The organism is Clostridium sartagoforme, assembly GCF_004794105.1.
In the GTDB taxonomy this organism is placed as follows: domain Bacteria; phylum Bacillota; class Clostridia; order Clostridiales; family Clostridiaceae; genus Clostridium; species Clostridium sartagoforme_B.
Map to the genome: position 1 here is coordinate 1 of NZ_SRYR01000037.1, position 539 is coordinate 539.

The 539-nt window shown below is 31.5% G+C and carries 1 protein-coding gene; it reads left to right on the forward strand.

What is annotated here, in order from left to right:
• Window positions 1-539 (forward strand): serine hydrolase (locus E5347_RS16735; protein WP_168354990.1); only part of this gene is annotated, 539 nt, incomplete at both ends.

Consider the following 539-nt stretch of genomic DNA (forward strand, 5'->3'; position numbering starts at 1 on the left):
GTTATGGTTAAGAACAGTGCATATGGAAAGACTAATTCTTATAATCAAGATGGTACTCCAAAGACTGATTCATCAGATGTTACAACAGAAACACTATATGATATTGCTTCAAATACAAAAATGTACTCAACTAACTATGCAATACAAAAGTTAGTTAGTGATGGAACTATTAGTATTTCCGATAAGATAACTAAGTTCTTCCCAGAGTTTGTAGATGGAGAAAATGATCCAATAAAGGGAAAAGCTAATTTAACAATACAACATATATTAGAGCATCAAGCAGGTTTCCCAGCAGACCCACAATATCATAATAATAAGTTTAATCAAGAAACTCAAAAGCCAGACCAAAATGTTGACAATCCATTATTTTCACAAGATAAGGAAACAACAAAGGAAATGATATTAAAGACACCTTTACAATATCAACCAGGAACAAAAACAGTTTATTCAGATGTAGACTACATGCTTCTTGGTCTTATAGTTGAAAAGGTAACAGGAATGGCTTTAGATGAGTATGTAGAAAATACATTCTATAAACC